Origin of the sequence: Shewanella decolorationis (assembly GCF_004354305.1) — a bacterium.
GTDB classification, from domain to species: Bacteria; Pseudomonadota; Gammaproteobacteria; order Enterobacterales; family Shewanellaceae; genus Shewanella; species Shewanella decolorationis.
Window position 1 is genome coordinate 1,316,908 of the sequence record NZ_CP037898.1, and the last position, 26,551, is coordinate 1,343,458.

General features: G+C 46.4%; 27 protein-coding genes. All 27 read left to right on the plus strand.

The annotated features are described in order from the left end of the window. Nucleotides 1–65: 65 nt before the first annotated feature. Nucleotides 66–884: a flagellin N-terminal helical domain-containing protein gene (locus tag EYR25_RS05910; protein WP_023267122.1), complete on the plus strand. Its 819-nt coding sequence runs from the start codon at nt 66–68 to the stop codon at nt 882–884. Nucleotides 885–1,014: 130 nt separating this feature from the next. Continuing rightward, nucleotides 1,015–1,401 carry a flagellar protein FlaG gene (locus tag EYR25_RS05915; RefSeq protein ID WP_023267123.1) on the plus strand — a complete coding sequence of 129 codons (387 nt, stop codon included), beginning with the start codon at nt 1,015–1,017 and terminating at the stop codon, nt 1,399–1,401. Between the two features lie 42 nt (nt 1,402–1,443). Next, a complete protein-coding gene (fliD, locus tag EYR25_RS05920) occupies nt 1,444–2,814 on the plus strand; it encodes a flagellar filament capping protein FliD (RefSeq protein WP_133178826.1) in 1,371 nt (456 codons plus the stop codon). A 27-nt stretch (nt 2,815–2,841) separates the two neighbouring features. Then, nucleotides 2,842–3,162: a flagella biosynthesis chaperone for FliD, FliT gene (locus EYR25_RS05925; RefSeq protein WP_133178827.1), complete on the plus strand. Its 321-nt coding sequence runs from the start codon at nt 2,842–2,844 to the stop codon at nt 3,160–3,162. 6 nt (nt 3,163–3,168) lie between these two features. Then, nucleotides 3,169–3,579: a flagellar export chaperone FliS gene (gene fliS / locus EYR25_RS05930; RefSeq protein ID WP_039978131.1), complete on the plus strand. Its 411-nt coding sequence runs from the start codon at nt 3,169–3,171 to the stop codon at nt 3,577–3,579. A gap of 286 nt (nt 3,580–3,865) precedes the next feature. Then, on the plus strand, nt 3,866–5,299 hold the full coding sequence (locus tag EYR25_RS05935) for a sigma-54 dependent transcriptional regulator (RefSeq protein WP_023267127.1): 1,434 nt from the start codon (nt 3,866–3,868) through the stop codon (nt 5,297–5,299). Between the two features lie 108 nt (nt 5,300–5,407). After that, nucleotides 5,408–6,490 (plus strand): sensor histidine kinase, encoded by a 1,083-nt coding sequence (locus tag EYR25_RS05940; RefSeq protein WP_133178828.1) that lies wholly within the window; start codon nt 5,408–5,410, stop codon nt 6,488–6,490. Continuing rightward, complete coding sequence (locus EYR25_RS05945; protein WP_023267129.1) at nt 6,483–7,823, plus strand: sigma-54-dependent transcriptional regulator; 1,341 nt, start codon at nt 6,483–6,485, stop codon at nt 7,821–7,823. The genes EYR25_RS05940 and EYR25_RS05945 overlap by 8 nt, the downstream gene beginning before the upstream one ends. A gap of 177 nt (nt 7,824–8,000) precedes the next feature. Beyond that, nucleotides 8,001–8,339 (plus strand): flagellar hook-basal body complex protein FliE, encoded by a 339-nt coding sequence (gene fliE / locus EYR25_RS05950; protein WP_011625692.1) that lies wholly within the window; start codon nt 8,001–8,003, stop codon nt 8,337–8,339. A 45-nt stretch (nt 8,340–8,384) separates the two neighbouring features. After that, the gene (fliF, locus tag EYR25_RS05955) at nt 8,385–10,070 is read left to right on the plus strand and encodes a flagellar basal-body MS-ring/collar protein FliF (RefSeq protein WP_165953549.1); all 1,686 of its coding nucleotides are present in this window, start codon (nt 8,385–8,387) and stop codon (nt 10,068–10,070) included. Further along, nucleotides 10,063–11,109 carry a flagellar motor switch protein FliG gene (gene fliG, locus EYR25_RS05960; protein ID WP_023267131.1) on the plus strand — a complete coding sequence of 349 codons (1,047 nt, stop codon included), beginning with the start codon at nt 10,063–10,065 and terminating at the stop codon, nt 11,107–11,109. Before fliF ends, fliG begins: the two co-directional genes overlap by 8 nt. Next, nucleotides 11,096–12,043, plus strand: coding sequence for a flagellar assembly protein FliH (gene fliH / locus EYR25_RS05965; RefSeq protein ID WP_133178830.1), 948 nt, complete (start codon nt 11,096–11,098; stop codon nt 12,041–12,043). Before fliG ends, fliH begins: the two co-directional genes overlap by 14 nt. Beyond that, nucleotides 12,012–13,349: a flagellar protein export ATPase FliI gene (gene fliI / locus EYR25_RS05970; protein WP_133178831.1), complete on the plus strand. Its 1,338-nt coding sequence runs from the start codon at nt 12,012–12,014 to the stop codon at nt 13,347–13,349. Before fliH ends, fliI begins: the two co-directional genes overlap by 32 nt. 11 nt (nt 13,350–13,360) lie before the next feature. Next, nucleotides 13,361–13,807 carry a flagellar export protein FliJ gene (gene fliJ / locus EYR25_RS05975; RefSeq protein ID WP_088211990.1) on the plus strand — a complete coding sequence of 149 codons (447 nt, stop codon included), beginning with the start codon at nt 13,361–13,363 and terminating at the stop codon, nt 13,805–13,807. 155 nt (nt 13,808–13,962) lie between these two features. After that, nucleotides 13,963–15,681 (plus strand): flagellar hook-length control protein FliK, encoded by a 1,719-nt coding sequence (locus EYR25_RS05980; protein WP_133178832.1) that lies wholly within the window; start codon nt 13,963–13,965, stop codon nt 15,679–15,681. Between the two features lie 82 nt (nt 15,682–15,763). Next, nucleotides 15,764–16,285: a flagellar basal body-associated protein FliL gene (gene fliL, locus EYR25_RS05985; protein WP_023267136.1), complete on the plus strand. Its 522-nt coding sequence runs from the start codon at nt 15,764–15,766 to the stop codon at nt 16,283–16,285. Between the two features lie 40 nt (nt 16,286–16,325). Continuing rightward, nucleotides 16,326–17,357: a flagellar motor switch protein FliM gene (gene fliM / locus EYR25_RS05990; RefSeq protein WP_133178833.1), complete on the plus strand. Its 1,032-nt coding sequence runs from the start codon at nt 16,326–16,328 to the stop codon at nt 17,355–17,357. Nucleotides 17,358–17,369: 12 nt separating this feature from the next. Continuing rightward, nucleotides 17,370–17,744, plus strand: coding sequence for a flagellar motor switch protein FliN (gene fliN, locus EYR25_RS05995; protein WP_011716424.1), 375 nt, complete (start codon nt 17,370–17,372; stop codon nt 17,742–17,744). A 35-nt stretch (nt 17,745–17,779) separates the two neighbouring features. Further along, on the plus strand, nt 17,780–18,187 hold the full coding sequence (gene fliO, locus EYR25_RS06000; protein ID WP_133178834.1) for a flagellar biosynthetic protein FliO: 408 nt from the start codon (nt 17,780–17,782) through the stop codon (nt 18,185–18,187). Beyond that, a complete protein-coding gene (fliP, locus tag EYR25_RS06005; protein WP_011622079.1) occupies nt 18,184–18,930 on the plus strand; it encodes a flagellar type III secretion system pore protein FliP in 747 nt (248 codons plus the stop codon). Before fliO ends, fliP begins: the two co-directional genes overlap by 4 nt. Nucleotides 18,931–18,947: 17 nt before the next feature. Then, nucleotides 18,948–19,217 (plus strand): flagellar biosynthesis protein FliQ, encoded by a 270-nt coding sequence (gene fliQ / locus EYR25_RS06010; RefSeq protein WP_023267139.1) that lies wholly within the window; start codon nt 18,948–18,950, stop codon nt 19,215–19,217. A gap of 4 nt (nt 19,218–19,221) precedes the next feature. Beyond that, on the plus strand, nt 19,222–20,019 hold the full coding sequence (gene fliR / locus EYR25_RS06015; RefSeq protein WP_023267140.1) for a flagellar biosynthetic protein FliR: 798 nt from the start codon (nt 19,222–19,224) through the stop codon (nt 20,017–20,019). Between the two features lie 17 nt (nt 20,020–20,036). Further along, nucleotides 20,037–21,167 (plus strand): flagellar biosynthesis protein FlhB, encoded by a 1,131-nt coding sequence (gene flhB / locus EYR25_RS06020; protein WP_023267141.1) that lies wholly within the window; start codon nt 20,037–20,039, stop codon nt 21,165–21,167. Nucleotides 21,168–21,430: 263 nt separating this feature from the next. Next, on the plus strand, nt 21,431–23,530 hold the full coding sequence (gene flhA / locus EYR25_RS06025) for a flagellar biosynthesis protein FlhA (protein ID WP_133178835.1): 2,100 nt from the start codon (nt 21,431–21,433) through the stop codon (nt 23,528–23,530). Between the two features lie 11 nt (nt 23,531–23,541). Continuing rightward, entirely contained in the window at nt 23,542–24,918 is a 1,377-nt protein-coding gene (gene flhF, locus EYR25_RS06030) for a flagellar biosynthesis GTPase FlhF (RefSeq protein ID WP_023267143.1), read from the plus strand. A 4-nt stretch (nt 24,919–24,922) separates the two neighbouring features. After that, the gene (locus EYR25_RS06035; protein ID WP_011622085.1) at nt 24,923–25,804 is read left to right on the plus strand and encodes a MinD/ParA family protein; all 882 of its coding nucleotides are present in this window, start codon (nt 24,923–24,925) and stop codon (nt 25,802–25,804) included. Beyond that, nucleotides 25,797–26,510 carry an RNA polymerase sigma factor FliA gene (locus EYR25_RS06040; RefSeq protein ID WP_023267144.1) on the plus strand — a complete coding sequence of 238 codons (714 nt, stop codon included), beginning with the start codon at nt 25,797–25,799 and terminating at the stop codon, nt 26,508–26,510. Before EYR25_RS06035 ends, EYR25_RS06040 begins: the two co-directional genes overlap by 8 nt. Nucleotides 26,511–26,551 lie beyond the last annotated feature (41 nt).

Consider the following 26,551-nt stretch of genomic DNA (forward strand, 5'->3'; position numbering starts at 1 on the left):
TAAGACCCGCCTGGCTTAAGTAGACAGGCAAGTTTAGACAAGCCAGGTATAAAGAGGAAACGATCATGGCCATTACAGTAAACACAAACGTTACATCTTTAAAAGCGCAAAAGAACTTAAACTCTTCAGCAACCAATTTGGCCACATCAATGGAACGTTTGTCCAGTGGTCTACGTATTAACAGCGCAAAAGACGATGCTGCAGGCTTAGCGATTTCTAACCGCTTAAATAGCCAAGTACGTGGTTTGGATGTGGGTATGCGTAACGCCAACGATGCGATTTCAATCGCCCAGATCTCTGAAGGTGCGATGCAAGAGCAAACTAACATGTTGCAACGTATGCGTGACCTGACTGTTCAAGCAGAAAACGGTGCGAACAGTACTGATGACTTAGCGGCATTACAGAGTGAAATTGACGAACTTGCGTTAGAAATTACCGCAATCGGCGATACTACTGCATTCGGTAGTACCAAGTTACTCGATGGTACCTTCTCAGCAGGTAAAACTTTCCAAGTAGGCCATCAAGAAGGTGAAGATATCACTATTTCTGTAACTGCGACTAACGCTGCAGCGCTTTCAGTAAATGCACTTTCTGTAGCAAGTTCGGCAGGCCGTTCTACTGCGTTAGCGAATATTGACGCGGCAATTAAAACCATTGATAACCAACGCGCTAACTTAGGTGCTAAGCAAAACCGTTTGGCGTACAACATCAGTAACAGTGCTAACACACAAGCTAACGTTGCTGATGCTAAGAGCCGTATTGTAGACGTTGACTTTGCGAAAGAAACGTCGCAAATGACTAAGAACCAAGTGTTACAACAAACAGGTTCAGCGATGTTGGCACAAGCTAACCAATTACCTCAAGTGGCCTTATCACTACTTTAATAACATACTGAAGTATAAGGCTCTAAGGGAGGTTCGGAGACGGATCTCCCTTTGCCACATAAATGGTCATTAAAGTTATAGTGTTTGTTAGGCAGTTAAAGACAAATGCTTAAGATGGTGAGGTATAGCTATGGATATTAATATAGCAAGCACATCAATGGCGGCTTCAAACCGTGTTGATTTGGCTCAAGTACCACTGAAAGCACCTACGGCGGATGTTGAATTAAAACGCGATGCTGCCGTATCTGCGGTTGAACAGTCTACAGAGCAAAGTGCGGCAGAGAATGAACAAAATCCCGGAAAGTTAACTCAAGTGGCTTCTGAGCTTTCTGATATGATGTCAATGATGCGTAAAGGGCTTGCATTTAAAGTTGATGAAAACTCAGGGCAAGCAGTAGTGACAGTCTTGGATAGAGATACTGGCGATGTCATTAGACAGATGCCGAGTGAGGAAGCACTGAAACTAGCGGAAAAACTGTCAGAAGTGACAGGTCTGCTAATGAAAACTGAGGCTTAAATCTCACATTGTAATTTATCCGTTGATGAGTGAGAGGTTTGTATGGCATTAACAGCGACAGGTATGGGTTCGGGTTTAGACATTACTAACATTGTAAAAGTGTTGGTTGATGCTGAAAAAGCGCCCAAAGAAGCGATGTTTAATAAGACGGAAGACAGCATTAAAGCAAAAGTTTCTGCAATGGGAACCTTAAAAAGTGCGCTATCTACGTTTCAAGATGCCGTTAAGAAACTTCAAACTGGTGATGCATTAAATCAACGGAAAATTTCTGTGAGTAGCGACACCTACATAAGTGTTACTGCAGATAAGACGGCTCAAGCGGGTAGTTTTGGGATAAAAGTTGAACAACTTGCAGCCAATCACAAAATTGCTGGGACTAACGTTAGTGACCCTAAGTTACCTGTAGGTGAGGGAAGTTTAGGTTTTGATATCAATGGCAAAAGTTTTTCTGTTGATATCGGAGCAACGGATTCGCTTGCAACAATTGCTAAAAAAGTCAATGAAGCCTCCGATAACACTGGTGTTACTGCTACAGTCATTACGAGTGACGCAGGTAGTCGCTTGGTTTTCAGCTCCAATAAAACAGGTGAAGATAATCAAATAACCCTAACGGCTACTGATACTTCTGGAACGGGTATCACAGATATGTTTGGTACTGGCAACACAACAACATTGCAAGATGCCAAAAACGCTGTGCTTTATATCGATGATCAAAAGGTCACTTCACAAAGTAATGAGGTGAAGAATGCGATTACCGGTGTGACGTTGAATTTAAAAGATGCCGATATAGCAAAGACTACCACGATTAAAATTGAGCAAGATAACGACGCAGTAAAAACCAACGTACAAGCCTTTGTTGATGCCTACAATAGCTTAGCGACAGCAATTGATAAGATGTCTTCTTACGACAAAGATAAGAAAACAGCTGCTGCACTTCAAGGTGATTCAATGATCCGCTCTATTGAATCTCAGCTTAGGAGTATTTCTAGTGAGCGAATACCCACTGAGGATGGCGGCTCAATTGCACTCTATGATATCGGTATTAAAACAGACCGATATGGAAAACTCTCAGTAGATGATACAAAACTCAATAAAGCACTTACTGAAAATATGTCAGGTGTTGAAGCTTTATTTGCAACTCCCGATAAAGGTCTTGCCAATCGATTCTACGAGCTTTCAGATAGTTATGTTAAGGCTAGGGGCTTGATTGCAGATCGGCAAACCAGTTTTACTAATCAGCAGAATCGTTTGGCAGACCAAAGAGAAGCTTTCACCCTGAAAATGGATCAGCTTACTGCACGTTTAACCAAACAATTTAATGCGATGGATTTAGTCGTTGGACAACTGAATCAACAGAGCAGTGGTTTAGTTGATCGATTGAATTCACTTCCTGGTGCGGTTAAAAAGAGCTAAAAAGTTTTCGAAAAAAGGAATAGTGTTGTGAAGCAACTTGATGAGCTCAATAATGCACTAGAGCAAGTGCTAGAACAGTTAAAACGAATTCCTGCAGAAGATGCTCAAACCGACGACTTGGTCTCAAATTTGCAGAGTATGGTAGACGAGCGTCAACTTTTACTCAATGTACTAGTCGCTGATGCCAATATGACGGATGCTAACTATCTTCAGCGTCAGCTTGCATTAACTCAAGACTTTTCTAAAAAGGCGAGTTTGCTCATGGCTGACAGGCAAGCATTATTACATGCGAGCAGTAAGAATAAGCGCCAGATCAGTGTTTATGAGACTATAGATTCAAATAGGTAGGTGTTTATGAGAGGGTCACTGCAATCATATCGTAAGGTTTCACTTGAAAGTGAAATTACTGTAGCTTCCCCGCATCGCATTATTCAGCTGATGTTTGCTGGAGCATTACAACGCTTGGCTCAGAGCCGTTACGCTATCGAACAAAACGATTTAGTCAATAAAGGTATCTATATAAATAAAGCTATCGGTATTATTACCGGATTGAGTAATAGTTTAAATATGGATGCGGGTGGTCAAATCGCGAAAAACCTCAGTGACTTATATGACTTTATGTTGCGCAAAATTTCAGAAGCCAACTTAAATAATGATGTAAAGGCGATTGATGATGTGTGCGATATTTTACGGACAATTAAGGAAGGTTGGGACGCTATTCCTGCCGATAAGCACAATATTTCCTCTCACGCGGAAGCTCGTTAGTCGTCTCTGGTTAAAGTGATAAAAGACGCACTCAGTGCGTCTTTTTTTTGGCTTGTGTCAATTAATTGACTTTGAGCGCTAGAATCACTGCATAAATGAACTAAAATCAATTCAGTTTGGCATAATCCGCATTCGAAGCTTGCTTCTCGACTGCTGATAATACAATATTCATCACAGTAGTGATGGTGGCACAGATTGTTACATTGAATTTGTTAAGCTTTTACAGCAACTAATCATAAATAATTAATGCGAATTGATACCTAATTAGCGCTTTACGGCCTACTGAATGATGCAAACAGATCAACGAATTTTACTTGTCGGAACCCCATCAGAGCGCTTAAGTCGCTTGTGTTGCATTTTTGAATTTTTGGGCGAACAGATCGAAATTATCGCCATCGAAAAATTAAGTGCATGCCTCCAAGATACCCGTTATCGCGCTTTGGTGATCAGCACAGAGACTGTGTCCGTTGACGAATTAAAGTCGCTCGCGAGTCAGTACCCGTGGCAACCCATTTTGTCTTTTGGCAATGTGGGCGAGTTACAGGTTGCAAATATCCTTGGGCAAATTGAAGAGCCATTAAATTACCCACAATTAACAGAGCTACTGCATTTCTGTCAGGTTTATGGGCAAGTCAAACGTCCACAAGTTCCTACCAGCGCTAATCAAACCAAATTATTCCGTAGTTTAGTGGGCCGCAGTGAAGGCATCGCGAATGTTCGTCATTTGATCAGTCAGGTTGCGACATCTGATGCGACGGTGTTGGTGCTCGGGCAGTCGGGCACGGGTAAGGAAGTGGTTGCCCGCAATATCCATTACTTGTCTGAACGTCGTGACGGACCTTTTATTCCAGTTAACTGTGGTGCGATTCCGCCTGAACTACTCGAAAGCGAATTGTTTGGTCATGAGAAGGGCTCTTTTACGGGCGCTATTAGCTCACGTAAGGGCCGTTTTGAGCTTGCCGAAGGTGGTACATTATTTCTCGATGAAATCGGCGATATGCCTTTGCAGATGCAGGTCAAATTACTACGCGTGCTGCAGGAGCGTGTCTTTGAGCGCGTCGGAGGCACTAAAACCATTAACGCCGATGTACGCGTTGTCGCTGCGACTCACAGAGATCTTGAAAGCATGATTAGCAGCAATGAGTTCCGTGAAGATCTTTATTATCGTCTCAACGTCTTTCCGATCGAGATGCCAGCACTAAGCGATCGAAAAGATGACGTGCCTTTACTGTTGCAAGAGCTGGTAAGCCGAGTTTATAACGAAGGCCGTGGCAAAGTTCGATTTACTCAACGGGCGATTGAATCGTTAAAAGAACACGCTTGGTCGGGAAACGTGCGTGAACTGTCTAACCTAGTTGAGCGCTTAACAATTTTATATCCGGGCGGGTTAGTCGATGTGAATGACTTGCCTATCAAGTATCGTCATATCGATGTGCCTGAATACAGTATCGAGCTCAGTGAAGAACAACAGGAACGTGATGCGCTGGCATCTATCTTCACCAGTGAAGAGCCGGTTGAAATCCCTGAGACCCGTTTCCCAAGCGAGTTACCGCCGGAAGGGGTTAACCTTAAGGATCTGTTGGCTGAGCTTGAAATCGATATGATACGCCAAGCGTTAGAACAGCAGGATAACGTGGTTGCGCGCGCCGCCGAAATGCTCGGTATTCGCCGTACTACCTTAGTTGAGAAAATGCGTAAGTACGGAATGACGAAAGAATAGTCATATTCCAGTTGTTTATCCTATTGTTTTACCTATCTAAATTCATTTCTTAATTTGGCATAGAATCTGCAAACACTCCGTCAGAAGCAATTTTTTGACGGAGTGACTATGTCTGCTCATCCACTAGCGCAACTTGAAACATTCAAGCACACTAGCAAACAATGGAACCAACTGCGTGAGGCCGCCAATATGTCCAATCGGATGGAGCATATTTTACAGGCTATGCCCTCTGGCGTGGTGATTTTGAACGGTGACGGTATTGTCACCGATGCCAACCCTGTTGCCGTGGAATTGCTAGAGCAGTCGTTATGCGGCGCCCGCTGGATTGATGTGATCCACACTGCGTTTGCACCGCAGGAAGATGACGGCCATGAGGTGTCATTGCGTAATGGCCGCCGAGTCAAATTGGCGATTACCCCATTAACGCCGGAACCTGGCCAATTAATTGTGCTGACGGATCTGACTGAAACTCGTCTACTGCAAAAGAATCTTTCCCATCTGCAGCGCTTATCAGCCCTCGGCAAAATGGTCGCGACGTTGGCGCATCAGGTGCGTACGCCTCTGTCGGCTGCACTGCTCTATGCTGCGAATCTGGCCAGTCCCAAATTATCGGAATCTGCAAAGGCAAAATTTCAGCAAAAGTTAGTCGATAGACTCAATGAGCTTGAACGCCAAGTTAACGATATGCTGCTGATGGCTAAAGGGCGGCAGGATGAATTGGGTGAGCTGGTTAACCTTGATGAGGTGATTAATACTGTTATTGCGAACTGTGAGCCGATTGTGGCTCAGCGCGGCGCAGCATTGACAGTTACCAATGCCTCCAACGGTTTAATGCTGGCGAATGTGAATGCGCTCAGTTCCGCCGTGAATAATCTGGTGATGAATAGCCTTGAAGCTGGAGCAACGCAGATCCAAATCGTTGCTAATGATATCGGCGAGCAGTTAGCCCTCAATGTGGTCGACAATGGCAAAGGGCTGGATGCCAAGATGCAACAAAAAGTGTTGGAGCCTTTCTTTACCACCAAAACGCAAGGAACGGGCCTTGGCTTAGCCGTTGTGCAGTCAGTGGTGCGCAATCATGGCGGCCAAATCCAATTGAGTTGTATGCCCAATAAAGGTTGCACTGTGTCATTGACATTCCCGCAGGCTAAATCGGCTACTGTGTTGCCGCTGGAGAAACCCTATGTCTGAAGCCAAATTACTCTTAGTCGAAGACGATGCGTCCCTGCGTGAGGCATTGCTCGATACCTTGATGTTGGCGCAATACGACTGTATTGATGTGGCCTCCGGCGAGGAAGCCATTATCGCCTTGAAGCAACATCAGTTCGATTTAGTGATCAGCGATGTGCAGATGCAAGGCATTGGTGGCTTAGGCTTATTAAATTACTTACAGCAACATCACCCCAAGCTGCCAGTGTTATTGATGACGGCATATGCCACCATTGGCAGTGCGGTCAGTGCGATTAAGTTGGGCGCGGTTGATTATTTAGCAAAACCTTTCGCTCCTGAGGTGTTGCTAAACCAAGTTTCCCGCTATTTACCGCTCAAACAAAATAGCGATCAACCAGTCGTTGCCGATGAAAAGAGTCTCGCGCTGTTGTCCTTGGCGCAGCGGGTGGCGGCATCCGATGCCTCTGTGATGATCCTAGGGCCAAGCGGCTCAGGTAAAGAAGTATTAGCCCGTTATATTCATCAGCATAGCAGCCGTGCCGATCAGGCATTTGTGGCCATCAATTGTGCAGCTATTCCCGAAAATATGCTTGAGGCGACCTTATTTGGTTATGAAAAGGGCGCCTTTACCGGTGCTTATCAGGCGTGTCCTGGTAAATTTGAGCAAGCGCAGGGTGGTACTTTATTACTCGATGAAATTTCAGAAATGGATTTGGGACTGCAGGCCAAACTGCTACGCGTGCTACAAGAGCGTGAAGTGGAGCGTTTAGGTGGTCGCAAAACCATTAAGTTAGATGTGCGGGTGCTTGCCACTTCGAATCGAGATTTAAAGGCCGTAGTTGCCGCGGGGCAATTCCGGGAAGATCTCTATTATCGCATAAACGTGTTTCCACTGACCTGGCCCGCATTGAATCAACGACCTGCGGATATTTTGCCCCTAGCTCGGCATTTGCTAGCCAAGCACGCAAAGGCGCTAAATGTGCTGGATTTACCTGAGTTTGATGAGGCTGCTTGTCGTCGTTTACTCAGCCACCGCTGGCCAGGTAATGTGCGCGAGTTAGATAACGTTGTCCAACGCGCGTTAATTTTACGTGCTGGAGCTGTGATTAGCGCCAACGATATTATTATCGATGCCCAAGATGTGCCTCTGTCACCCGATGAAGCCGAATACGCTAATGAGCCTGAAGGTTTAGGTGAAGAGTTGAAGGCGCAGGAGCATGTGATCATTCTCGAAACCCTAGCGCAATGCCAAGGTAGCCGTAAGTTGGTTGCCGAGAAACTCGGGATCAGTGCGCGTACCTTAAGATACAAGATGGCCAGAATGCGCGATATGGGGATTCAATTGCCTAACTAAGGCAGGTTTTGCAACTTATCTAGTACCTTTGCCACTGAGTCACCCTGTGGCAATTTCATATTTGACGATTCCCTAAATTCTTTTTAGCACGGCTAAGTGAAAACTTGGCCGTGCTTTTGCATATCCTGTTTATCTAGAGAGTTTAATCGTCAATAACTCGACGATGGGGAGCACGACATGCAAATTGGCGCGAATTCATTACTGCAGGAAATGCAGTCACTTCAAGGTGAAATCAAACCTTCTTTTGGGATTTCACCCAATAATATTGTGCAGCAAGTGAATAACACCAGCGGTGCTGACTTTGGGCAACTCCTCTCCCAAGCGATTGGTAATGTCAGTGGCTTGCAGTCAACCTCATCAAATCTCGCAACCCGATTAGAAATGGGGGATACTACAGTGAGTCTTTCGGACACTGTTATCGCCCGTGAAAAGGCCAGTGTCGCCTTTGAAGCTACAGTCCAAGTGCGCAATAAGCTCGTTGAAGCTTATAAAGAAATAATGAGCATGCCTGTTTAGGCCAGTGAATAACGAAATTAGCAGGTACGAATCGTGAGCACAGAAATGATTGTTGGATCTAACGCCAGCACAATGGACCAAGGTGTTCAGCAAGAACATAAATCGGGTGTGTTGGGGAATCTAGGCGGTGTGGATATGATGCGCCAGATCACCATGATTTTAGCCCTCGCCATTTGTTTGGCATTAGCGGTGTTTGTCATGATCTGGGCACAGGAGCCTGAGTATCGTCCATTAGGAAAAATGGAGACTCAGGAAATGGTTCAGGTACTTGATGTGCTTGATAAAAATAAAATTAAGTACCAGATAGAAGTCGATGTTGTTAAGGTGCCCGAAGATAAGTATCAAGAAGTAAAAATGATGCTTAGCCGTGCGGGTATCGACAGTGCCGCGGCTTCAAATCAAGATTATCTTAGCCAAGACAGTGGTTTTGGCGTAAGTCAAAGAATGGAGCAAGCTCGCCTGAAGCACAGCCAAGAGGAAAACTTGGCTCGCGCTATCGAACAGCTACAAAGTGTTAGCCGCGCCAAAGTGATTTTAGCGCTACCTAAAGAAAACGTGTTTGCCCGCAATACCTCACAACCCAGTGCGACCGTTGTGATTAACACTCGCCGTGGCGGTTTAGGCCAAGGTGAGGTCGATGCCATTGTGGATATCGTCGCTTCTGCGGTTCAGGGCTTAGAGCCTTCACGGGTCACTGTCACCGATTCTAACGGCCGCTTACTGAATTCAGGCAGCCAAGATGGTGTGTCTGCAAGAGCTCGTCGCGAGCTTGAACTGGTTCAGCAAAAAGAAGCTGAATACCGCACTAAAATTGATTCCATTCTTTCACCCATTCTTGGTCCTGATAATTTCACTTCACAAGTCGATGTAAGTATGGATTTCACCGCGGTTGAGCAAACCGCAAAACGCTTTAACCCTGATTTACCTTCATTACGTAGTGAAATGACGGTTGAGAATAATTCTACAGGGGGGTCCTCTGGCGGTATTCCTGGTGCTTTATCGAATCAGCCTCCGATGGAGTCTAATATTCCGCAGGATGCGACCAAGGCAACAGAAAGTGTGACCGCAGGTAACTCGCACAGAGAAGCGACCCGTAATTTTGAGTTAGACACCACGATCAGCCATACCCGTCAGCAAATTGGCGTTGTACGCCGCGTCAGTGTATCGGTTGCGGTGGACTTTAAACCGGGCGCCGCTGGTGAAAACGGCCAAGTGGCGCGTGTTGCTCGTACCGAGCAAGAGTTAACAAATATCCGTCGTTTATTGGAAGGCGCAGTAGGTTTTAGTGCGCAGCGTGGGGATGTGCTTGAGGTTGTTACAGTTCCCTTTATGGATCAATTGGTTGAAGATGTACCTGCGCCTGAACTTTGGGAGCAACCTTGGTTTTGGCGTGCGGTCAAGTTAGGTGTTGGTGCGTTAGTGATCTTAGTGTTGATCCTTGCGGTAGTTCGTCCAATGCTCAAACGTTTAATCTATCCCGATAGCGTAAATATGCCTGAGGATTCAAGATTGGGTAATGAGTTGGCCGAGATTGAAGACCAATACGCCGCCGATACCTTAGGGATGCTCAATACCAAAGAAGCAGAGTATAGTTATGCCGACGATGGCTCAATTCTTATCCCTAATCTGCATAAAGATGATGATATGATTAAAGCTATCCGTGCGCTTGTGGCTAATGAGCCCGAGCTTTCTACCCAAGTCGTGAAAAACTGGTTACAAGACAATGGCTGAGAATAAATCAAAAGATGCCGCTGAAACTTCAGGCTTTAATGTAAAGGATCTCAGCGGTATCGAAAAAACGGCAATTTTACTGTTAAGTTTGAGTGAAGCCGATGCCGCCTCCATTTTAAAGCACTTAGAACCTAAGCAAGTGCAAAAGGTGGGTATGGCGATGGCGGCCATGGAAGACTTCGGTCAGGAAAAAGTCATCGGGGTACATAAGCTGTTTCTCGATGATATTCAAAAGTATTCTTCGATTGGTTTTAACAGTGAAGAGTTCGTCCGTAAGGCGTTAACCGCGGCTTTAGGTGAAGATAAAGCCGGTAATTTGATTGAACAAATTATCATGGGCAGCGGCGCCAAAGGTTTGGACTCGCTCAAATGGATGGATGCGCGCCAAGTTGCCACTATCATCCAAAATGAACATCCACAGATCCAAACCATTGTTTTATCTTATTTAGAGCCAGACCAAGCGGCGGAGATTTTTGGCCAGTTCCCAGAGAATACCCGCTTAGACTTAATGATGCGTATTGCTAACCTTGAAGAAGTGCAACCTGCGGCATTGCAGGAATTGAACGATATCATGGAGAAACAATTCGCCGGCCAAGGTGGCGCGCAGGCAGCGAAGATGGGCGGCCTAAAAGCGGCGGCCAACATCATGAACTACCTCGATACTGGTATCGAAAGTCAGTTGATGGAAACCATGCGCGAAACCGACGAGGAAATGGCGCAGCAAATCCAAGACTTAATGTTTGTATTCGAAAACCTGATCGATGTAGACGACCGCGGTATCCAAACCTTGCTGCGTGAAGTACAGCAGGATGTATTGATGAAGGCGCTGAAAGGCGCAGACGATCAACTCAAAGACAAAATTCTGGGCAATATGTCAAAACGGGCTGCCGAATTGCTGCGTGACGATTTAGAGGCTATGGGTCCTATCCGGATCAGCGAAGTAGAAATCGCCCAAAAAGAAATTCTGTCAATTGCACGTCGGTTAAGTGACAGCGGTGAAATCATGTTAGGCGGCGGTGGTGGCGATGAGTTCCTCTAATCGGAGTGACAATAGCGACAACAAATTGTCTCATCGGGTGGTGAGCGACGCTGAAATCGAGTTCAGCCATTGGCAATTACCCGATGTAACGGAAACCGAAGACGTGAGTATGTCTAACTTGTTCGGTTACAGCCCGCAACAAGCGCCGAAAACAGTGTCAGCGGAAACCGTTGCCCCGCCGACAATGGCGGAAATCGAAGACATTCGCGCCCAGGCCGAAGAAGAAGGTTTTAACGAAGGCAAGACTCAAGGTTACGCCGAAGGGCTAGAGCAGGGCAGGCTTGAAGGATTAGAGCAAGGCCATACAGAAGGTCTCGCGCAAGGGCATGAGCAGGGCCTCGAAGCTGGGCTTGCCGAAGCCAAATCATTAGTCACTCGCTTTGAAGGGCTGCTGAGTCAGTTTGAAAAGCCACTGCAATTACTCGATGGTGATATTGAGCACTCCTTAATGACACTCGCTATGGCGCTGGCTAAATCGGTGATTGGCCATGAACTTAAGACTCATCCAGAGCAAATCTTATCTGCGCTGCGTTTAGGGGTTGAATCATTGCCGATTAAAGAGCAAAGCGTCAGTATTCGCATGCATCCCGACGATGTCGCTTTGGTTGAACAGCTTTATACCCGTACCCAATTAAACCGTAATCAGTGGCAGTTAGAGGCCGACCCCAGCTTAAATTCGGGAGACTGTATTATCAGCAGCCAACGCTCGTTGGTGGATTTAACCCTATCTTCGCGCATTGATGCGGTCTTTGAGTCCTTACGTAACCAGCAATCCCATTTAAGCCATCAGCAACAACAGCGCCAAGCGGACCTTGACGAGGAAAATTCCGCTAAAATTGCCTCGACCATCGAGTTAGATGACGAAGCTCGAAGCAACCAGCAACAACATGATGGAGAGGAAGATGCAAAATCGCCGCCATCAACTGCTGAATAAGCTGAATCATTGCATCGACAAAGTCCCGCCGTTTCGAGCCGTCGCCAGTGGTCAACTGGTGCGTGTTGTTGGCTTGACCTTAGAAGCGAGTGGTTGTCGAGCTCCCGTTGGTAGCTTGTGCTCCATCGAAACCATGGCGGGAGAGTTGGTAGCCGAAGTTGTCGGTTTCGACGATGAGCTGTTGTATCTGATGCCGATTGAAGAATTACGCGGCGTGTTACCTGGCGCGCGGGTTATTCCCCTCGGTGAGCAGGCGGGGCTCAATGTCGGTTTATCCCTGCTCGGACGAGTGCTCGACGGTAATGGTGTGCCATTAGATGGTCTTGGCGCTTTATCGACTGAGCAACAGGCGCCGAGGCACAGTAACGCTATCAACCCACTTTCTCGCCGTGCGATTACTGAACCACTCGATGTGGGGGTGCGCGCCATCAATGCCATGCTCACCGTTGGTAAGGGCCAACGTATGGGCCTATTTGCTGGCTCAGGTGTGGGTAAGAGTGTGCTACTAGGTATGATGACCCGAGGTACCACGGCCGACATTATTGTAGTGGGGCTGGTAGGTGAGCGTGGTCGCGAAGTTAAAGAATTTATTGAAGAAATCCTCGGGGAAAAGGGCAGAGCACGCTCGGTTGTGGTGGCGGCGCCCGCCGATACCTCACCGCTGATGCGCCTGCGCGCCTGTGAAACCTCGACTCGTATCGCCGAGTATTTTCGGGATTTAGGCTATAACGTATTGTTATTAATGGATAGCTTGACTCGTTACGCCCAGGCGCAGCGGGAAATAGCCTTAGCCGTGGGTGAACCACCGGCGACTAAAGGTTATCCACCTTCGGTATTTGCCAAATTACCGCGTTTAGTTGAACGGGCGGGTAATGGAGGCCCTGGACAGGGTTCTATCACCGCATTTTATACCGTGTTGACCGAGGGCGATGATCAACAGGATCCGATTGCCGATGCTTCTCGGGCGATCCTCGATGGGCATATTGTGCTCTCCCGTGCACTGGCTGATTCTGGGCACTATCCCGCAATCGATATTGAGGCTTCCATTAGCCGTGTGGCTCCAATGGTGATTTCAAACGAGCACTTAGAAGCCATGCGCCGCGTTAAACAGACCTATTCCCTTTATCAGCAGAATAAGGATCTGATTTCGATCGGGGCTTATGCCCAAGGCAGCGATCCGCGAATCGATAACGCCATACGCCTGCAACCTGCGATGAATGCCTTCTTACGGCAGACCATGCGTGATGCCTTTAGTTTTGCCGATAGCCAAGTCATGCTTGGGCAACTCGCGGCGCAATGTAAATAATCGAGACTGTTATGGCGAATGCCGATCCTCTGTTACTGGTATTAAAATTAGCCCTCGATGCAGAGGAGCAAGCAGCATTACTGCTAAAGTCGGCGCAATTAGAGTGTCAAAAGCGACAAAATCAGTTGGATGCACTCAACAATTATCGCTTGGACTACATGAAGCAGATGCAGTCACAGCAAGGTCAAGCCATCAGCGCCAGTCATTATCACCAATTTCACCGTTTTATTCGGCAAATCGATGAGGCGATTGCCCAGCAAAATCGTGTGGTCGCCGATGGTGAGAAGCAAAAAAATTATCGTCAGCAGCATTGGCTCGAGAAGCAAAAGAAACGCAAGGCGGTAGAACTACTCTTAGAGAATAAAGAGAAAAAACGCCAAGCACTTGAGTTGAAGAAAGAGCAAAAGATGACCGATGAATTTGCTTCCCAACAGTTTTTTCGCCGCAATAAACCCTAACCAAAGCTTGCCATTGCTTGTTTAAGTTGTTTCTTAAATCTGTAACCTCCATTTGTTGGCATTTTATTTGCTTGCTTTATACCAGATATGGCAGAAGCCGCATAAATTGACGTTGCCTGAATAGAATTTTCTCGGGCGAATGTTTAGGAGCTGATATGCAACAAATGAACAATATCCTATTAGCGCCAAGCGCGAAAAACGGTGCAAGCTCTGGCAAGACGATGTCACAAGATACTAATAGTGAAGATTTTTCTGTTGCATTGGCATCAGTAACATCTACTTCTACTCCATCAACGAAAACTAGAGTTTCTCAAGAAGCGCCAGTTAAATCGTCACAATCAGAGACGAATGTGGACGAGAGTGATACCGATGATAAAGCCGATATCAACTTAATTTTTGCCCAGATTGGGATGGCAAATGAGATGAAGAAAGCGGCAGCACCGGGTGAAGCTTTGCCGCTTGATGCTGATATCATAGCAACTGAAGATGCAGAACCAGCATCTTCCTTTATATTATCTAGTGCACTTCCTCAAGCCGATGAACCTGTTGATGTACTTCCTCCTGCTGAAGAATCTATAGTTGTAGGCTCTTTTTCTGATGAACTTGCTAGGTTTTCCCAATCAAATGTCACTGATGAAGTCGAAGCTGATGCAACCCTTGCAAAAACAACAAATGGCACAGATAAACCAACAACATCACAAGCTCTTAGCCAATCAATATCTGAGCAAAGTAATAGCCAATCCGCAGCTAAGTTGCCTCAACTCAAAATCGAAGATATTACTGATACAGATAGTGTCGAAGTGGTGCCTTCTGTCGATATTAAAGCTGTGGCATTGGAGGAACCCGATGCTCAAGGTGTTTTAGTTGACGATTCGCAAATGATTGATGATGCATCACTATTAACTGGGAAGCGAACAGAAAAATTTGTTAAACCGCCTGAAAATCATATTTTACCCATTGATGGAGAGCCTATTTTAGGTTCAAAAGAACTAGGTACAAAAGAGATGGAGCTTAGCGGTAAGGTGATGAATATGCCTACACCACGGACCGATACAGCAATGTCACCTCTAGCTATGGATAATCAAGCATCAATCAAAGCTTCTGCTAGCGATGTGGATATATTACAAGTTAATGCAGCTTCTGTTTCGAATGTTAAAGATTCCAATAGCTTAGGATCTGTGAGCATTGACCCTGATCTTGCTACAGAAAATCCTTCCCGAGCTGAAATTTCTGCTGGATTTTTACTAAAGGATGCCAAGTTAGCCGTCAGTCTCGATACACAGCAAGATAGTCGCTTAACGTCGTTCAATACAGACGAATCATCGGGCGTTGAATCTAAACCTGTTGAATTTAAACCTGTATCCTCATTGCATTCTTTGACTACGCAGGTAACAAATCGTCAGGATATTCCACAAGTGCAGCTTTCTTTACGCCAGGGGTTAGAGACACAAAACCAAATGCAGGAAATGATCCAGCGTTTTTCACCCGTGATGAAACAGCAGTTGGTGACTATGGTAAGCCAAGGGATCCAGCAGGCTGAAATTCGGTTAGATCCGCCAGAACTGGGTCATATGCTAGTTAAAGTGCAAGTACATGGCGACCAAACGCAAGTGCAGTTCCATGTTACCCAATCGCAGACCCGCGATGTGGTTGAGCAAGCCATTCCCCGCCTGCGTGAATTATTACAGGAACAAGGTATGCAATTGGCTGACAGTCATGTTTCCCATGGTGACCAAGGTCAACGTCGCGAGGGTGGATTTGGCGAAGCGGGTGGTTCGGGCAGCGGAAATATGGATGATTTCTCGGCAGAAGAGCTAGATTTAGGTTTAAATCAAGCAACTAGTTTAAATTCGGGTATAGATTATTACGCTTAAGAAGGTAACCTATAGTAATAAAGCGGATTATAATCCGCATCGTAATCCATTCCCGCATTTAGCCAATTAAAGAGTACAGAAGATGGCCAAGGAAGAATCATTAGAACTTGAAAGTACCGAAGCGCCTAAAAGTAAAAAGAAGCTATTTATTTTTATTGGGGTCGGTGTTTTAGCTGCCCTACTAATTGGTGGTGCTCTGTGGTTTTTTCTTGGTAGTAGTGATGAAGTACCCGCTGATGCTGAAGGCGCTAAAACCGAAGCAGAGGCGCCTGCTGCGGAACCTGCAATGGCCGCTTATGTGCCTATGCCACGTCCATTTTTGTTCAATCTTCCTGGGCCAGACCGCTCTCGACTTGTCGAAATTAAAGTGCAATTGATGGTTCGAGGCCAAGATGATGACGTGTTGACCCAAAAGCATATTCCATTAATTGAGGATGCGTTGTTAACCACCTTTAGCGGGGCAGATGTGCAAAAACTGAGTACTCAGGCAGGTAAAGACGAATTACGGCAATTAGCGCTCTTGAGTGTACAAAATACCTTGCAATCCGTGACCGGACGTAAAGTGGTTGAAAAAGTACTCTTTACCGGGTTTGTAATGCAATAACCCTTTATCTTCAGCACGTTAAAGAGGCGAAGACAATACTGTGAGTGATTTATTAAGCCAAGACGAAATTGATGCGCTCTTACATGGAGTGGATGACGTCGAAGAGGACAGTGAGCATGATGCCGCGGGGCTGGAAGCTCGCTCCTACGACTTTTCCTCCCAAGACCGTATTGTGCGTGGACGTATGCCCACGCTCGAAATTGTGAATGAGCGTTTTGCCCGCCACTTGCGGATCAGCATGTTCAACATGATGCGTCGTGCGGCCGAAGTGTCGATTAACGGTGTGCAAATGCTTAAGTTTGGTGAGTACGTACATACCTTATTCGTTCCAACCAGTCTGAATATGGTGCGTTTTCATCCCTTAAAAGGTACCGCGCTTATTACCATGGAAGCGCGCTTAGTGTTTATTTTGGTGGATAACTTTTTTGGTGGTGACGGTCGTTTCCATGCCAAGATTGAAGGCCGTGAATTTACCCCAACCGAACGTCGGATTGTGCAACTGTTGCTTAAGATTATCTTTGAAGACTACAAAGATGCTTGGGCACCCGTGATGGATGTGGAGTTTGATTATCTAGACTCCGAAGTAAACCCTGCAATGGCGAACATCGTCAGTCCCACTGAAGTGGTGGTGATTAACTCTTTCCATATCGAGGTTGATGGCGGTGGCGGCGATTTCCATATCACTATGCCGTATTCGATGATTGAACCAATCCGTGAACTGCTCGATGCTGGTGTGCAGAGTGATAAACAAGATACGGATATGCGTTGGTCACAGGCGCTGCATGACGAGATTATGGACGTAAAGGTCGGCTTTGATGCTACAGTCGTTGAGCATGAGCTCACACTCAAAGACGTCATGAACTTTAAGGCAGGGGATATTATTCCTGTTGAACTGCCAGAATACATTATGATGAAAATCGAAGACTTACCGACATATCGCTGTAAAATGGGGCGTTCACGCGATAATTTAGCGCTTAAAGTTTACGAAAAAATCCCACGTCCAGAGACGGTTAAGTCCGAACTGCAATTAGTGACACGTAAAGGCAAAGCCAGAGATATATCAGAATTATAAAGGTGAAGTGAGATGAGTACAGATGACGATTGGGCAGCGGCCATGGCCGAGCAAGCATTGGAAGAAGCAAACGCCATTGATCTTGACGAGCTTGTAGACGAGTCGCAGCCAATTAGTAAGGCCGAAGCCGCCAAACTAGACACCATTTTGGATATTCCTGTGACGATTTCGATGGAAGTCGGTCGCAGCTATATCAGTATTCGTAACCTACTGCAGCTTAACCAAGGTTCTGTAGTGGAGCTGGATAGGGTGGCGGGTGAGCCGCTAGACGTGATGGTTAATGGCACGCTTATCGCCCATGGCGAAGTGGTTGTGGTTAACGATAAGTTTGGTATTCGTTTAACTGACGTGATCAGTCAAACTGAGCGTATCAAAAAACTTAAATAATTTTAAGCCAGTAAGAATAAGCCTGAAGGAAAGAGATGAGCATATCCGTAATTCTCAATGCAGCGTCAGCAGCCCAGGCGAGTATGGCTGAAGTAGCCAACCAAGGTGCAGTGGCAACGACAAAAGTGACCGAGCCATCACAAATGGCGGCAGCGGCGAGTATGCTTGGCGGCCTTATTTTAGTGCTATTGCTCATCTTCGCCTTAGCTTATTTGCTAAGGCGATTTAATTTAGTGCCAACGAATCACAGTGTGCTAAAAACCCTTGCTGTTACATCGCTTGGGCAGAAAGAGCGCCTCGTATTGGTTCAAGTTGGTGAGCAGCAGTATTTACTTGGTGTGAGTGGGCAACAGGTTAATTTAATTGATAAATTAGCCGAGCCTATCGAAATTGAGTCCACTTCCTTTGCGGACAAGCTACGGCAGGCGAAATTAAAACAATGATGAAGTACATACTCACCTTAATTGGGGTTAGTACCCTGTTGTTTGCCGCATCGGTGGGCGCGGCCGATGGTGTATTGCCTGCGGTAACTGTAAAAACCGCCGCCGATGGTTCGACCGAATATTCGGTGACCATGCAGATTCTGTTACTAATGACCTCGCTAAGCTTTATCCCCGCTATGGTCATTATGTTGACGTCCTTTACCCGCATCATTGTAGTACTGTCGATTTTGCGCCAAGCCATTGGTTTACAACAGACACCGTCTAACCAAGTTTTGATTGGCATGAGCCTGTTCATGACCTTTTTCATTATGGCGCCGGTGTTCGACAAAATTTATGACCAAGGGGTAAAACCCTATATCGATGAGCAACTCACGCTGCAACAGGCCTTCGATAAAGGTAAGGAGCCTTTACGGGCATTTATGTTAGGGCAGGTGCGTACCACAGATCTGAAAACCTTTATTGATATCTCGGGGTATCAAAACATTAATTCCCCAGAAGAAGCGCCAATGAGCGTGTTGGTGCCAGCTTTTATCACCAGCGAACTTAAAACCGCCTTTCAAATTGGTTTTATGTTGTTTGTGCCCTTCTTGGTACTCGATCTCGTGGTAGCCAGTATCTTGATGGCCATGGGTATGATGATGCTCTCGCCGATGATTGTCTCTTTACCCTTTAAGATCATGCTATTTGTGCTTGTCGATGGCTGGGGCCTAGTAATGGGCACACTCGCCAATAGCTTTGGTTAGACGAGCGGAGATTCGCGATGACGCCAGAAGCTCTAATCGATATTTTCCGTGAGGCCTTAGCCGTGATTGTCATGATGGTTTCGGCCATCGTGCTGCCGGGGCTTGGTATTGGCTTAATTGTGGCGGTGTTCCAGGCGGCGACCTCAATTAACGAACAGACCTTAAGTTTTCTACCACGATTACTTGTGACCTTGCTAGGTTTAATGTTGATGGGCCATTGGCTAGTGCAAACTCTAATGGATTTCTTTATCGAAATGGTTAACCGCATTCCCCAAGTGGTAGGTTAAGTCCATGGAGCTGCTGCTCGATACCTTAATGCAAACCATAGCCTCTTATATGTGGCCACTGTTTCGAGTGGCCAGCATGTTGATGGTTATGGTGGTGTTTGGTGCCGCAACAACACCGACTCGGGTACGTTTGCTTCTTGCTATAGCTATCACTCTTGCCATTGCGCCGGTATTGCCACCCGTTAAGGATGCCGAACTCTTTTCCTTAAGCGCTGTTTTTATTACCGCTCAGCAAATCATTATTGGGGTCGCCATGGGCTTTGTGACCCAAATGGTGATGCAAACCTTTGTGTTAACGGGTCAGATCATTGGTATGCAAACTAGCTTAGGTTTTGCCTCTATGGTTGATCCGGGCTCTGGTCAACAAACGCCAGTGATAGGTAACTTCTTTTTATTACTCGCGACGCTGATTTTTCTCGCCGTCGATGGACACCTGTTGATGATCCGCATGCTCGTCGCCAGTTTTGAGACCTTACCGATTTCGAATCAAGGATTAACCTTGACAAGTTATCGCTCGCTGGCGGAATGGGGCTCCTATATGTTTGGCGCGGCACTGACTATGTCGCTCTCGGCGATTATTGCCTTACTACTCGTTAACTTATCCTTTGGAGTCATGACCCGCGCCGCGCCGCAGCTGAACATTTTCTCGATAGGTTTCCCCATCACTATGATTGGTGGACTGCTGATTTTATGGTTGACCTTGACTCCCGTGATGGCTCATTTCGAAGAAGTCTGGGCATCGGCACAGCTTTTGCTGTGTGATATTTTAGGGCTTCAGTGTCAAGCCAATGGCATATTCTAATCCGATAGGAACGCGTAATGGCTGAAGAAAGTAGCGGCGAACGCAGCGAGGAACCCACCGGGAGGCGCCTCGAACAGGCGCGAGAAAAAGGGCAGGTAGCCCGTTCAAAGGAGTTAGGTACCGCGACCGTATTACTCTCGGCGGCGACAGGCTTATATATGCTCGGACCTGGAATAGCCAAAGCCCTATCCAACGTATTCGAGCGCGTCTTTACTATGGACCGCGCGGCAATTTTTGATACAAACCAGATGTTTAATGTATGGGGCGTCGTGGGGAGCGAGATTGGCTGGCCGTTACTCAAGATTATGTTACTGATTGTGGTGGTGGCATTTATTGGTAACGTATCCCTTGGCGGGATGAACTTCTCCACTCAAGCCATGATGCCCAAAGCCAGTAAGATGAGCCCGATTGCGGGGTTTAAGCGGATGTTTGGTGTGCAGGCCTTGGTTGAATTAACCAAAGGGATTGCTAAGTTCTCCGTGGTAGCTATTGCCGCTTATTTGCTACTCAGCCATTATTTCAACGATATTCTGCTCCTGTCTGCCGATCATCTCCCCGGTAACGTCCATCATGCGTTGGATTTATTGGTGTGGATGTTTATCCTGCTTTGTTCTTCTGTTTTAGTTATAGTGGTTATCGATGTGCCGTTTCAGATCTGGAACCACAACAAACAACTAAAAATGACTAAGCAGGAAGTCAAAGACGAGTATAAAGATACCGAAGGTAAACCTGAGGTTAAAGGGCGAGTTCGGCAAATGCAGCGTGAGTTAGCGCAGCGGCGCATGATGGCCGAAGTCCCTAATGCGGATGTGATTGTGGTAAACCCTGAGCACTATGCCGTGGCCATTAAATACGATGTAAAGCGTTCTGCTGCGCCTTTTGTTATCGCTAAAGGTGTTGATGATGTTGCATTTAAAATCCGTGAGGTGGCAAGGGCACACAATATTGCCATCGTTTCAGCGCCGCCGCTGGCTCGAGCGATTTATCACACCACTAAGCTTGATCAGCAGATCCCCGAAGGTTTATTTACTGCGGTCGCTCAAGTACTCGCTTATGTATTCCAGTTACGTCAGTATCAAAAAGGGCGTGGCCGTAAACCTATACCCATTCCACTTAATCAACCTATTCCTGACGAACTTAAATATTAGGGGGGTTGACGTTTAAGTAAGTTTTGGACGCCACAACCGCAGCTCCTCGCTGAGGGGAATAACGAGGCATTATTTCGCGTTTAGCGTGCACCAACTTGCCAGAACAAACAAAAATATAATCTCGAAACAACAGTGAATCCTGATAAGCTGTCTCGATATTTCTTAAGGCAATTTCTTTAATCTTTTACTTGGTTGTATAACACATGATGTTGGCGTATTTCTTGCTTTTAGGCTGTTATACGTCAAAGTTTAGGTATCTGTGAATGGATGTTAAAGCCACCCTAGGCCAAGTAAAACAGTTGAGACTGAGCTCTTTCAAGGGGATAGGTACGCCAATGCTAGTGCTTGCTGCATTGGCTATGATTGTGCTGCCTATCCCACCGTTTCTACTCGACGTTCTGTTCTCCTTTAACATAGCCTTAGCTTTGATTGTTCTTCTTGTCGCGATTTATACCGACAGACCCTTAGATTTTGCTGCTTTTCCAACAGTTTTATTAGTTGCGACACTGCTGCGACTCGCGCTTAACGTGGCCTCGACCCGTGTGGTATTACTCGAAGGTCACAATGGTGGTGACGCCGCGGGTAAGGTGATTGAGGCCTTCGGCTCCGTGGTGATTGGCGGTAACTATGCTGTCGGTCTAGTCGTATTTATCATTTTGATTATTATCAACTTTGCCGTTGTCACTAAAGGTGCTGGCCGTATTGCCGAGGTGAGTGCTCGCTTTACCTTAGATGCGATGCCTGGTAAGCAAATGGCCATCGATGCCGATTTAAATGCTGGCATTATTAATCAGGATCAAGCCAGAACCAGACGCGCCGAGGTGACCCGCGAAGCCGATTTCTATGGTGCAATGGACGGTGCGTCTAAGTTTGTGAAGGGCGATGCGATTGCCGGTATTATGATCTTGGTTATCAACATTCTCGGTGGGTTTATTATCGGGATTGTGCAGCATGGTTTGACATTCTCTCAAGCCGTTGAAATTTATACTCTGTTAACCATCGGTGACGGTCTCGTCGCGCAAATCCCTGGTTTATTACTGTCAATCGCCGCGGCGTTGATGGTGACTCGTCAAAATGAATCTGGCGATATGGGGCAGATGCTAATTAGTCAGATGTTTGACAGTCATAAGTCTCTGAGCATCGCTGCGGGCGTATTATTCGTGATGGGCATAGTTCCAGGCATGCCGCATATGGCGTTTTTGGGTTTCGCAGCAATCACTGGCGGAGCCGCATACTTTGTGTATAAACGTAATGAAGCTAAACGCACTAAAGCCCTCGAACAGGTTAAAACGGGTCCAACTGAAAAACTGGATAGAGAGCCAAAAGAACTCAGTTGGGACGATGTACAACATGTTGATACTATCGGTCTGGAAGTGGGATACCGTTTAATTCCATTGGTCGATAAGGGCCAAGGTGGCGAGTTACTAAGTCGGATCAAAGGGGTACGTAAAAAACTTTCGCAAGAACTGGGCTTCTTGGTGCCTGCGGTACATATTCGTGACAATCTCGATTTATCACCCAATGCCTATCGCATTTCATTAATGGGCGTGGTGGTTGGAGAGGCTGATATTCGGCATGACTGCGAACTTGCCATCAACCCTGGCCAAGTTTATGGCAAGCTCGATGGTATCGAGACTCGTGATCCTGCCTTTGGTCTCGAAGCCGTGTGGATTGCCCCTGAGCTGCGTGAACATGCACAAACCTTAGGTTATACCGTGGTGGATGCCGCGACAGTGGTGGCAACCCACATTAGTCAAATATTGACGAATAATGCGGCGAAGCTCTTAGGCTACGAAGAAGTGCAACAACTGATGGATATGCTTGCCAAGCATTCGCCTAAGCTGGTGGATGGCTTTATTCCTGATGTGATGCCGCTCGGAAATGTCGTAAAAGTGATGCAAAACCTATTAAATGAAGGAGTTTCTGTCAGAGACTTGCGTACCATAGTGCAAACTTTGTTAGAATACGGCACTAAGAGTAACGATACAGAAGTGTTAACGGCGGCCGTGCGTATTGCATTGAAGCGCATGATAGTTCAAGAGATCTCCGGTCCTGAACTTGAAATCCCCGTCATAACTTTGGCGCCAGAGTTGGAACAGATGTTGCATCAATCAATGCAAGCAACCGGTGGCGATGGCCCCAATATCGAACCTGGCCTTGCAGAGCGCATGCAGCAATCCTTAGCGGATGCCGCTCAAAAGCAAGAAATGGTTGGTCAACCCGCTATTTTGCTAACGTCAGGTATGTTACGTGCGACACTGTCTCGCTTTGTTAAATATACTATTCCAAATCTCAGAGTGATTTCTTACCAAGAAATCCCCGATGAAAAGCAAATACGCATAGTGTCTGCCGTCGGCCAGTAGAGGACGCATAAGTGAAGATTAAACGTTTTTTTGCCAAAGACATGCGTGCTGCACTGGCCCAAGTGAAGGACACGCTCGGCTCCGATGCCGTGATTATGTCGAATAAAAAAGTGAATGGCGGCATTGAGATTGTGGCCGCCGTTGACTACGACGAGCCAAAAGCGAAAGCGCCTGCAGCTGCACCTACCTTTATGGATGTGAGTGATGATTTAGTGTCACTTGGTGCCAAAGCGCCGATTCGTGCTGAAACTAAGCTTAAACCCTCAGCGCCAGCGGACTCTCTCCAAGCTTTGCTCGAGAAGCAACAAAGTCGTTTAAACCAACAACTCACCCATCAAAAGCAAGACGCGGAGCTGCCAGCGTGGGCACAAGCCTTACAGGCTCCCGCGGCGCAAAAAACTGAGCGCCGTGATATGGGAAATGCTTTCGATAAGAAGCCGCAGGTATCACAGAAGCAAAATGCGGATCTCGAAGCGATGCGTGATGAGTTAGCATCTTTACGCAATCTGCTCACCCATCAAGTGTCTGCGCTGATGACTGAACACAAAAAACGTATCGATCCTGTGGGCGCCATGCTGGAGTCAAAATTATTGGAGGCTGAGTTTTCTCCTGCAGTGGCGAACAAGTTAGCGGCGCTTAGTCAACACTATACTCCGGCAGAATTAGTTCGTGCCTTGCCACAAAGTCTAGCCAATATGCTTGATAATCAAGGTGATGATATCGTTAAGCAAGGCGGTGTTGTGGCGCTGGTTGGCCCAACGGGTGTGGGGAAGACCACATCTTTAGCCAAATTAGCGGCTCGCTTTGCTGCCCATCATGGTGCGGACCAAGTGGCTTTGATTACCACAGATCATTATCGTATTGGCGCGTATGAGCAATTGGCGACTTATGGCAAAATTATGGGATGCCCCGTTAAGCAAGCCCATGATCTTGCTGAGCTAGAGCAAATTCTGTATCAGTTCAGAAATCGCAAGCTAGTATTGATAGATACTGCTGGTATGGGTCAACGAGATATGCGGCTTTACCAGCAACTTGATAATTTAACTGCAAATAGCAGAATACCTATCCGCAGTTATCTGGTACTGTCTGCCACAGGACAGCGCCGCGTGCTGCAAGATGCTGTAAATCACTTTAAACGCATTCCATTATCTGGTGTTGTGCTCACCAAACTTGATGAATCCGTGTCGTTAGCGGGCGCATTAAGTGTGTTGATCCAAAGTGGGTTGCCATTAAGTTATGTTACGGATGGGCAGCGAGTGCCCGAAGATATGAAAGTTGCCGATACTTTACTGCTCGCAGAGCAAGCATTAGCGGCCTTAGAAAACACTGAACAACAATCGTTACCAGACACAGCGTGGTCAGATAATATGACCTGTGCATTTGAGTAGAGTTATGACCCTGGATCAAGCAAGTGGTTTACGTATGATGAATCAACCCTATAACGAAAAAGTGAAAGTAATCGCGGTTACGGGTGGTAAAGGTGGCGTGGGTAAAACCAGTGTATCCATCAATACCGCAGTAGCATTAGCCGAAAAGGGCAAGCGTGTCTTAGTGCTTGATGCCGACCTTGGCTTAGCAAACGTCGATGTCATGTTAGGGATCCGTGCTGAACGTAACCTTTCCCATGTACTCTCAGGCGATGCTGAGCTGGACGACATTATTGTCCGCGGTCCTAAAGGTATTGGCATTGTCCCCGCGACCTCTGGTACTCAGGGTATGGTCGAATTAAGTCCTGCGCAACATGCGGGGTTAATTCGTGCTTTCAGTGAGATGCGTACCCAGTTTGATATTCTTATCGTCGATACCGCGGCGGGGATTTCAGATATGGTGCTCAGTTTCTCCCGTGCGTCACAGGATGTGCTAGTTGTTGTTTGTGACGAGCCAACCTCAATCACTGACGCCTATGCGTTAATCAAAATCCTCAGCCGTGAACACGGCGTCTTCCGCTTTAAAATTGTTGCAAATATGGTGCGTAGTTTGCGCGAAGGTATGGAATTGTTTGCTAAACTCAGTAAAGTGACCGACAGATTTTTAGACGTGGCACTTGAATTAGTGGCAACGATACCGTTTGACGAGAATCTGCGTAAATCGGTACGTAAGCAAAAGCTTGTAGTTGAGGCTTATCCTAAATCTCCTGCAGCGATTGCTTACCATGGTCTAGCGAATAAAATTATGAGCTGGCCAGTACCCCAGCAACCTGGTGGGCATTTGGAGTTTTTCGTTGAGCGATTAGTTCAGCGACCAGATTTTCAAGAGGAAAAAACGAGTGAATAAAGCCGCAGCGTATACTTGTTTAGACAATAAAACGTCAATCGTTGAACAGTATGCACCGTTGGTTAAAAGAATTGCACATCACTTGCTCGCCAGATTACCTGCTTCAGTGCAGCTCGATGACTTGCTTCAAGCGGGGATGATGGGGTTATTAGAAGCATCATCTAAGTTTGATGGCGGTAAAGGTGCAAAGTTTGAAACCTTCGCCGGCATAAGGATCCGTGGTGCCATGTTGGATGAAATCCGTCGTGGCGATTGGGTTCCTCGTTCTGTCCACCGTAATAATCGTCGAATTGCTCATGCCATTGATGAGTTAGAGCAAGTGCTGGGTCGTGATGCACGCGACACAGAAATTGCAGAAAAACTTGATATGACGCTAGATGAGTACCATCATATTCTTAACGATGTTTCTGTTGGTAAAATCATAGGGATAGAGGACTTAGGCGTATCACAGGATATACTTACCACAAGCGATAATGTTAGTGATGGTACGTTTGAAGTGTTGGCAGAGACCCAGTTTCATTCTGCACTTGTAGAGGCAATAAAATTATTGCCCGAAAGAGATGCGCTAGTGCTATCGTTGTACTACGATGAAGCATTGAATTTAAAAGAAATTGGCGCCATTCTTGAGGTAAGCGAATCGCGTGTTAGCCAGATTCTAAGTCAGGCAATGTTGCGACTCAAAGGCAAACTCAAGCATTGGACATAAGTATAATTATTAATTGAGCACTGAATGTCAGCTCACCGGAG

What these genes read in the sequence shown, in the direction of transcription:
- EYR25_RS06035 (WP_011622085.1), top strand. Translation starts at nt 24,923, where the DNA reads ATGACCCTGGATCAAGCAAGTGGTTTACGTATGATGAATCAACCCTAT.
- fliE (WP_011625692.1), top strand. Translation starts at nt 8,001, where the DNA reads ATGCAAATTGGCGCGAATTCATTACTGCAGGAAATGCAGTCACTTCAA.
- flhA (WP_133178835.1), top strand. Translation starts at nt 21,431, where the DNA reads ATGGATGTTAAAGCCACCCTAGGCCAAGTAAAACAGTTGAGACTGAGC.
- fliG (WP_023267131.1), top strand. Translation starts at nt 10,063, where the DNA reads ATGGCTGAGAATAAATCAAAAGATGCCGCTGAAACTTCAGGCTTTAAT.
- fliI (WP_133178831.1), top strand. Translation starts at nt 12,012, where the DNA reads ATGCAAAATCGCCGCCATCAACTGCTGAATAAGCTGAATCATTGCATC.
- EYR25_RS05945 (WP_023267129.1), top strand. Translation starts at nt 6,483, where the DNA reads ATGTCTGAAGCCAAATTACTCTTAGTCGAAGACGATGCGTCCCTGCGT.
- fliS (WP_039978131.1), top strand. Translation starts at nt 3,169, where the DNA reads ATGAGAGGGTCACTGCAATCATATCGTAAGGTTTCACTTGAAAGTGAA.
- EYR25_RS05915 (WP_023267123.1), top strand. Translation starts at nt 1,015, where the DNA reads ATGGATATTAATATAGCAAGCACATCAATGGCGGCTTCAAACCGTGTT.
- EYR25_RS05935 (WP_023267127.1), top strand. Translation starts at nt 3,866, where the DNA reads ATGATGCAAACAGATCAACGAATTTTACTTGTCGGAACCCCATCAGAG.
- flhB (WP_023267141.1), top strand. Translation starts at nt 20,037, where the DNA reads ATGGCTGAAGAAAGTAGCGGCGAACGCAGCGAGGAACCCACCGGGAGG.
- fliJ (WP_088211990.1), top strand. Translation starts at nt 13,361, where the DNA reads ATGGCGAATGCCGATCCTCTGTTACTGGTATTAAAATTAGCCCTCGAT.
- fliD (WP_133178826.1), top strand. Translation starts at nt 1,444, where the DNA reads ATGGCATTAACAGCGACAGGTATGGGTTCGGGTTTAGACATTACTAAC.
- fliQ (WP_023267139.1), top strand. Translation starts at nt 18,948, where the DNA reads ATGACGCCAGAAGCTCTAATCGATATTTTCCGTGAGGCCTTAGCCGTG.
- fliP (WP_011622079.1), top strand. Translation starts at nt 18,184, where the DNA reads ATGATGAAGTACATACTCACCTTAATTGGGGTTAGTACCCTGTTGTTT.
- EYR25_RS05980 (WP_133178832.1), top strand. Translation starts at nt 13,963, where the DNA reads ATGCAACAAATGAACAATATCCTATTAGCGCCAAGCGCGAAAAACGGT.
- EYR25_RS05940 (WP_133178828.1), top strand. Translation starts at nt 5,408, where the DNA reads ATGTCTGCTCATCCACTAGCGCAACTTGAAACATTCAAGCACACTAGC.
- fliO (WP_133178834.1), top strand. Translation starts at nt 17,780, where the DNA reads ATGAGCATATCCGTAATTCTCAATGCAGCGTCAGCAGCCCAGGCGAGT.
- EYR25_RS05910 (WP_023267122.1), top strand. Translation starts at nt 66, where the DNA reads ATGGCCATTACAGTAAACACAAACGTTACATCTTTAAAAGCGCAAAAG.
- fliF (WP_165953549.1), top strand. Translation starts at nt 8,385, where the DNA reads ATGATTGTTGGATCTAACGCCAGCACAATGGACCAAGGTGTTCAGCAA.
- fliH (WP_133178830.1), top strand. Translation starts at nt 11,096, where the DNA reads ATGAGTTCCTCTAATCGGAGTGACAATAGCGACAACAAATTGTCTCAT.
- fliR (WP_023267140.1), top strand. Translation starts at nt 19,222, where the DNA reads ATGGAGCTGCTGCTCGATACCTTAATGCAAACCATAGCCTCTTATATG.
- fliN (WP_011716424.1), top strand. Translation starts at nt 17,370, where the DNA reads ATGAGTACAGATGACGATTGGGCAGCGGCCATGGCCGAGCAAGCATTG.
- fliL (WP_023267136.1), top strand. Translation starts at nt 15,764, where the DNA reads ATGGCCAAGGAAGAATCATTAGAACTTGAAAGTACCGAAGCGCCTAAA.